Raw genomic sequence first — 6,382 nt, 5'->3', positions numbered from 1 at the left:
TGACCTACTGCCGAAGAAACGGCCTTGTCGGCGTTCTTCCCGCCCCATCACGCCCCGTTGTTCAGAGCCCTCCTAGGGCGCGGCCGATTCGTCAATATCGAGCCCGCCGCCGTCAAAAACGTCAGGACACCGGTACCCGCACCGGCGGCGGCACAAAGTGGAGCCATGACCCTGCTCGACCTGACGTTCGTCGCCGACTTGGGCAAACAGCACGGCCGCAGGCCACGGCTGCAGCGCTAGTTCGACCGAGCCGGTCTGCCCTGACGCCCTGGCGCTATAGCACCGGCTCCGCCGGATATCGCGAATCGGCGAGAAACAGGTCGCGAATCGGCGAATTTACCTCCGTGTATCGGCGAAACATGTCTCGCGAATCGGCGGAGAGTGCCGAAGTAGACCTCATACTGGAAACCGCAGACGGCCTCATTGCCGCGATCGAGATCAAATCGGCAGCAACCCTCCGGGGCAGGGACACCCGCTGGATCACCAAACTCCGCGACAAAGTCGGCACACGCTTCGTCAGCGGACTCATCCTCCACACCGGCCCACAAGCCCAGCCATTCGGCAACCGCCTCGCCGCCGTCCCCATCGATGCCCTCTGGAGCCAAGGGGGTAGCTGAACGACCTGCAACCAACTACACCATGGTCGGGCGCCCGCCGATCGAGGCGGTCAACGGCGGTCGGGCCCGCGAACCGGTTCGCCGCGAAACGATCGCCGACCTGCCGTCACGCGATTGCGGGTAACTGGTCTACTCCTCTTGCAGCTGGGGATCGGCCTCGAGATGGGTCAGGCCATTCCACACCAGGTTGACCAGGTGCGCGGCGACCACTTCCTTCTTGGGTTCGCGCGCGTCGAGCCACCATTGCGCCGTCATCGACACCGAGCCCACCAGCGCCTGGGCATACAGCGGCGCCAGCTCCGGATCCAGGCCCCGACGGGCGAAGTCGCCGGCCAGGATGGAGCTGACCTGGCTGACGGCGTCGTTGAGCAGGCTGGAATAGGTGCCCGAGCTGATCGACGCCGGGGAGTCGCGGATCATGATGCGAAAGCCGTCGGTACGTTCCTCGACGTAGGTCAGCAGGGCCAACGCGACCCGCTCCACCCGCACCCGCGACCGGTTGTTGGTCAGCGACGACGTGATGCCGTCCAGCAGCGCCTGCATCTCCCGGTCGACGACCACCGCATACAGGCCCTCCTTGCCGCCGAAATGCTCGTAGACGACCGGTTTGGAGACGTTGGCGCGCTGGGCGATCTCCTCGATCGAGGTCCCGTCGTAGCCCCGCTCGGCGAACAACGACCGCGCGATGCCGATGAGTTGGTGCCGGCGTTCGCTACCGGTCATCCGGGCGCGCGGCGCCCGCGTTTCCCGTTCCGGCTCCTTATCGGGCTCCTTATCGGGCTCCTTATCGGGCTCCTTATCGGGCTCAGCCACGCCAATCAGGGTATCCGAGTGCGCGGGTGTTGGCGGGTCGAGCGTGCGCCGACGGCTTTGACTGTGCCGTCAGGGCGGGCGGAGCGCGATGTTTCCGCCGTACGCGCACGCTCAAAACCGTCATAGCCCACTCGATCGGGGGTGGTGTGGTCGGCGGCCGCGCCGACGCCCTCAATGGCGGCAGGGCCGACGGGTGGCCCGATTCGGGAGTGGCCAACTGCAACGCCAGGAGCGTCGGGTGCGAGCGAGGCCGGGAGCCGCGGCTGCGAGCACGGGGCGTGGCCGCACGCGGCCGCATCGCCGTCGGACTAAAGTCTCATGATGGTGAGCGGGCTAGATGCTCGCCGTCGACCAGCAATCCGTCGTGGTGTAATCGGCAGCACATCAGATTTTGGTTCTGAGAGTTCAGGTTCGAGTCCTGGCGACGGAGCGTGGCTCCCGAGATCTTTGCTGCGGGCGTGCGGGAATGAAACGCTTAGCCGAGCCATTCCTGGCGCGTTCGTGTGCCGAAACGTAAGGAGGGTCCATGACGTTTCGTGGCGACACCGCGGTCTTGGTCCTCGCGGCCGGACCGGGCACCCGGATGCGGTCGGACACCCCCAAGGTGCTGCACACCCTGGGCGGGCGCAGCATGCTGTCGCACTCCCTGCACGCGATGACCAAGCTGGCGCCGCAGCATCTGGTCGTGGTGCTGGGCCATGACCACCAGCGCATCTCCCCGCTGGTCGCCGAGCTGGCCCAGACCCTCGGACGCACCATCGACGTCGCGTTGCAGGACCGGCCACTGGGGACCGGGGACGCGGTGCGGTGCGGCCTGTCCGCGTTGCCCGACGATTACGCCGGCATCGTCGTCGTCGCCTCCGGCGATACGCCGCTGCTGGACGCGGACACCCTGGCCGATCTCATCACTACCCACAGCGCGACCCACCCCGCAGGACAGGCCGCGGTCACGGTGCTGACCACGACCCTGAGCGATCCGCACGGCTACGGCCGTATCCTGCGGACCCAGGACAACGAGGTGATGGCGATCGTCGAGCAAACCGACGCGACGCCCTCACAGCGCGAGATCCGCGAGGTCAACACCGGCGTGTACGCCTTCGACATCGCTGCCTTGCGGTCGGCCCTGGGCCGGCTGAGCTCCAACAATGCTCAGCAGGAGCTGTACCTGACCGACGTCATCGCCATCCTGCGCCGCGACGGGCACACCGTAAGTGCCCGCCACGTCGACGACAGCGCGCTGGTGGCCGGCGTCAACAATCGCGTCCAACTGGCGCAGCTGGGCGCCGAGCTCAACCGCCGGATGGTGGCCGCGCACCAGCTGGCCGGTGTCACCGTCATCGACCCGGCCACCACCTGGATCGACGTCGACGTCGCGATCGGGCGTGACACCGTCATCCACCCCGGCACCCAGCTGCTGGGCCGGACCCAGATCGGCGGCCACTGCGTCATCGGTCCGGACACCACCTTGACCGATGTCAGCGTGGGCGAGCGCGCCACGGTGATCCGAACGCACGGCACATCGTCGTCGATCGGCGACGGGGCCACGGTCGGCCCCTTCACCTATCTGCGGCCCGGCACCGTGCTGGGAGCCGACGGCAAATTGGGCGCGTTCGTGGAAGTCAAGAACTCCACCATCGGCACCGGCACCAAAGTTCCGCACCTGACCTATGTCGGCGACGCCGACATCGGCGAGCACAGCAACATCGGCGCGTCCAGCGTGTTCGTCAACTACGACGGCACCGCCAAACAGCGCACCACCATCGGCTCACATGTTCGCACCGGCTCGGACACCATGTTCGTGGCACCCGTGACGGTCGGTGACGGCGCCTACACCGGGGCCGGCACGGTCGTCCGCGAGGATGTGCCCCCGGGGGCGCTGGCGGTGTCCGCGGGTCCGCAACGCAATATCGAGAACTGGGTGCAACGCAAACGGCCCGGAACGGCGGCGGCTCAGGCGGCAGAAGCCGCCGAAAAGGCCGGGCAGAATTCCGAAGGCAACCAGACAGCGTGAATCAGGGTGCCGGCTACCCGGCGACACCTCCGGTCCCCGTACTTGCGTACGATGGGTCATCCATCTCGATCCCGATACGGCGAGGGCAGCGCGTTGAGCCACGACTGGACCGATAATCGCAAAAACCTGATGCTCTTCAGCGGCCGCGCCCATCCGGAGCTGGCCGAGCAGGTCGCCAAGGAACTCGACGTCCATGTCACCGCGCAGGACGCGCGGGAGTTCGCCAACGGCGAGATCTTCGTGCGCTTCAACGAATCGGTGCGCGGCTGCGACGCCTTCGTCCTGCAATCCTGCCCGGCACCGGTCAACACCTGGCTGATGGAACAGCTGATCATGATCGACGCGCTCAAGCGGGGCAGCGCCAAGCGGATCACAGCAGTCATGCCGTTCTACCCCTACGCCCGTCAGGACAAGAAACACCGCGGTCGCGAGCCGATCTCGGCGCGGCTGGTGGCCGACCTGCTCAAGACTGCCGGCGCCGACCGCATCGTGACCGTCGACCTGCACACCGACCAAATCCAGGGCTTCTTCGACGGACCGGTCGACCACATGCGCGGCCAGAACCTGCTGACCGGCTACATCAGGGACAACTACCCCGACGGCAACATGGTGGTGGTCTCCCCCGACTCGGGCCGGGTGCGCATCGCCGAGAAGTGGGCCGACGCATTGGGCGGCGTTCCGCTGGCCTTCATTCACAAGACCCGCGACCCGCGCGTCTCCAACCAGGTGGTGTCCAACCGGGTGGTCGGTGAAGTCTCCGGCCGCACCTGTGTGCTCATCGACGACATGATCGACACCGGCGGCACCATCGCCGGCGCGGTGCAGCTATTGCGCGACGACGGTGCCGGCGACGTGATCATCGCGGCCACCCATGGTGTGCTGTCCGATCCCGCCGCCGAGCGGCTGGCGGGGTGCGGTGCCCGCGAGGTGATCGTCACCAACACGCTTCCCATCACCGAGCAGAAGCGTTTCCCCCAGCTGACGGTCCTGTCGATCGCACCGCTGTTGGCCAGCACCATTCGCGCGGTTTTTGAAAACGGCTCAGTCACAGGGCTTTTCGACGGAGACGCGTAGATGGCCGCGGCCGCAGGCGAAACCGTCATTTACCACAACCCCCGGTGCAGCACCTCGCGCAATACGCTGGAGTTGTTGCGCGACAACGGCCGTGAGCCCGTCATCGTCGAGTACCTGAAAACCCCGCCGTCCCGGGACCAGCTGGTACAGCTGATCCGAGACGCCGGCATCGAGGTACGGACCGCGGTACGCAAACGCGAACCGCTCTTCACCGAACTGAATCTCGCCGACGCCACCGATGACGAACTGCTCGACGCCATGGCCGAGCACCCGATCCTGATCGAACGGCCTTTTGTGGTCACCTCGAAGGGCACCCGGCTGGCTCGGCCGGTCGACGCCGTTCGCGAGATTCTGTGATCGCTCGCCGGCGCAACGCGGCCGTCGTCGCAATCGCGGTGGCGATGTCGTCGGTCGCCTGCTCCCCGGCCAAGCCCCCGGACTTCCAATCCATCTTGACGACGGGTGCGACCACCAGCACCCCGACTACGACGGCGCGGCCCGTTCCGCTGTCGAAATACCTGGAAAGCATCGGTGTCAGCGGAGAGCAGGTGGCGCCGAGCAAACTGAACGGTCTGACGGTGTCCATTCCGACACCACCGGGGTGGTCACCGTATACCGGTCCGAAGATCAGCCCGGAGACGGTGATCATCTCCAAAAGCGGCAGGTATCCGACCGCCAGGCTGGTGGTGTTCAAGCTGCGCGGCGACTTCAATCCCGCCGACGTGGCCAGGCGCGGCAACGAGGATGCCCAACTGTTCGACAATTTCAAGCAGCTGGACGCCTCGACGGCAGACTTCAACGGATTTCCGTCGTCGATGATGCAAGGCAGCTATGACCTCGACGGCGCCCGGCTGCACAGCTGGAACCGGGTCGTCGTTCCCACCGGGCCACCGCCGGACAATCAGCGGTATCTGGTCCAGCTCACGATCACCAGCCTGGCCGGCGAGGCGGCCGCGAATGCGCCTGATATCGAGGCGATCATCCGCGGTTTCGTGGTAGCCGCGAAGTCGCGGTGACGACGCGCTGATGACGCGCTGGCATTCGAATTTCCCCTCTGCGGTGCCGATGCGCTAACCTGGCCGGGCGTCACGGCGAGGGTGCGGAAAGACCAGCACCGTTATCGACGGAGACCCGACACATTCGTCGCGATCCTTGCCGTGCCCTATGACTTGGGTTCAGAGCACACAGGAGCGACACAATGGCCAAGGCTGCAGTCAACCAACTCAAGGTCACCGTGCGGACCGAGACCGGCAAGGGCGCGTCCCGGCGAGCTCGCCGCAACGGCAGGATTCCTGCCGTGCTGTACGGCCACGGCGCCGAGCCCCAGCACTTGGAGCTACCCGGACACGACTTCGCCGCGGTGCTGCGGCACTCGGGCACCAACGCGGTGCTGACCCTGGACGTCGCCGGGAAGGAGCAGTTGGCGCTGACCAAAGCGCTGGACATCCACCCGATCCGCCGCACCATTCAGCACGCCGACCTGCTGGTGGTCAGGCGTGGCGAGAAGGTCGTCGTCGAGGTCACCGTCGTGGTGGAGGGCGAGGCGGTATCGGGCACCCTGGTGACCCAGGAAACCAACGCCATCGAGATCGAGGCGGAGGCGCTGTCGATTCCGGAGCACCTGACCGTGTCGGTCGAGGACGCGGAGCCCGGCACCCAGTTCACCGCCGGGAAGATCGCGCTGCCGCCGGGCGTCAGCTTGATCTCCGACCCGGAGCTGCTGGTGGTCAACGTGGTGAACGCGCCAACAGCCGAAGATCTCGCCGAAGAGGGCGCGGGCGAGGTTGCCGAAGCCGCAGCTGCCGAAGAAGAGGCCCGGAAGGAGGCCTCAGAAGCCGAATCGGCCGCAGCAGAGTCCGAGTAGGCA

The 6,382-nt window shown here is 66.5% G+C and carries 8 protein-coding genes and 1 tRNA gene; 8 read left to right on the top strand and 1 reads right to left on the bottom strand.

Translation table 11 applies throughout. The features are described from left to right. Positions 1-24: 24 nt before the first annotated feature. Together AWC07_RS03505 and AWC07_RS03500 are read left to right on the top strand one after the other, a co-directional pair. On the top strand, positions 25-240 hold the full coding sequence (locus tag AWC07_RS03505; protein ID WP_036415207.1) for a hypothetical protein: 216 nt from the start codon (positions 25-27) through the stop codon (positions 238-240). A gap of 119 nt (positions 241-359) precedes the next feature. Beyond that, positions 360-617: a hypothetical protein gene (locus tag AWC07_RS03500; RefSeq protein WP_036415210.1), complete on the top strand. Its 258-nt coding sequence runs from the start codon at positions 360-362 to the stop codon at positions 615-617. A gap of 129 nt (positions 618-746) precedes the next feature. Here AWC07_RS03500 and AWC07_RS03495 read toward each other — a convergent pair whose 3' ends face one another. Continuing rightward, the gene (locus tag AWC07_RS03495; RefSeq protein ID WP_036415212.1) at positions 747-1,340 is read right to left on the bottom strand and encodes a TetR/AcrR family transcriptional regulator; all 594 of its coding nucleotides are present in this window, start codon (positions 1,338-1,340) and stop codon (positions 747-749) included. A 448-nt stretch (positions 1,341-1,788) separates the two neighbouring features. On the opposite strand from AWC07_RS03495, the gene AWC07_RS03490 reads away from it, so the two are divergent. The 6 genes from AWC07_RS03490 (at position 1,789) to AWC07_RS03465 (ending at position 6,379) form a co-directional block, all read left to right on the top strand. Beyond that, positions 1,789-1,860: transfer RNA gene (locus AWC07_RS03490), tRNA-Gln, on the top strand. 96 nt (positions 1,861-1,956) lie between these two features. Further along, the gene (gene glmU, locus AWC07_RS03485) at positions 1,957-3,441 is read left to right on the top strand and encodes a bifunctional UDP-N-acetylglucosamine diphosphorylase/glucosamine-1-phosphate N-acetyltransferase GlmU (protein ID WP_085104953.1); all 1,485 of its coding nucleotides are present in this window, start codon (positions 1,957-1,959) and stop codon (positions 3,439-3,441) included. 93 nt (positions 3,442-3,534) lie between these two features. After that, on the top strand, positions 3,535-4,515 hold the full coding sequence (locus tag AWC07_RS03480; RefSeq protein ID WP_036413111.1) for a ribose-phosphate diphosphokinase: 981 nt from the start codon (positions 3,535-3,537) through the stop codon (positions 4,513-4,515). Beyond that, the gene (gene arsC / locus AWC07_RS03475; RefSeq protein ID WP_036413113.1) at positions 4,516-4,872 is read left to right on the top strand and encodes an arsenate reductase (glutaredoxin); all 357 of its coding nucleotides are present in this window, start codon (positions 4,516-4,518) and stop codon (positions 4,870-4,872) included. A 44-nt stretch (positions 4,873-4,916) separates the two neighbouring features. Continuing rightward, on the top strand, positions 4,917-5,531 hold the full coding sequence (locus AWC07_RS03470) for an LpqN/LpqT family lipoprotein (RefSeq protein ID WP_051507983.1): 615 nt from the start codon (positions 4,917-4,919) through the stop codon (positions 5,529-5,531). A gap of 182 nt (positions 5,532-5,713) precedes the next feature. Beyond that, entirely contained in the window at positions 5,714-6,379 is a 666-nt protein-coding gene (locus AWC07_RS03465; protein WP_036413115.1) for a 50S ribosomal protein L25/general stress protein Ctc, read from the top strand. The last annotated feature ends 3 nt before the right edge of the window (positions 6,380-6,382 follow it).

Origin of the sequence: Mycobacterium gastri, from assembly GCF_002102175.1 — a bacterium.
Taxonomy (GTDB): Bacteria; Actinomycetota; Actinomycetes; order Mycobacteriales; family Mycobacteriaceae; genus Mycobacterium; species Mycobacterium gastri.
This window is presented reverse-complemented; position numbering and strand designations above follow the sequence as displayed.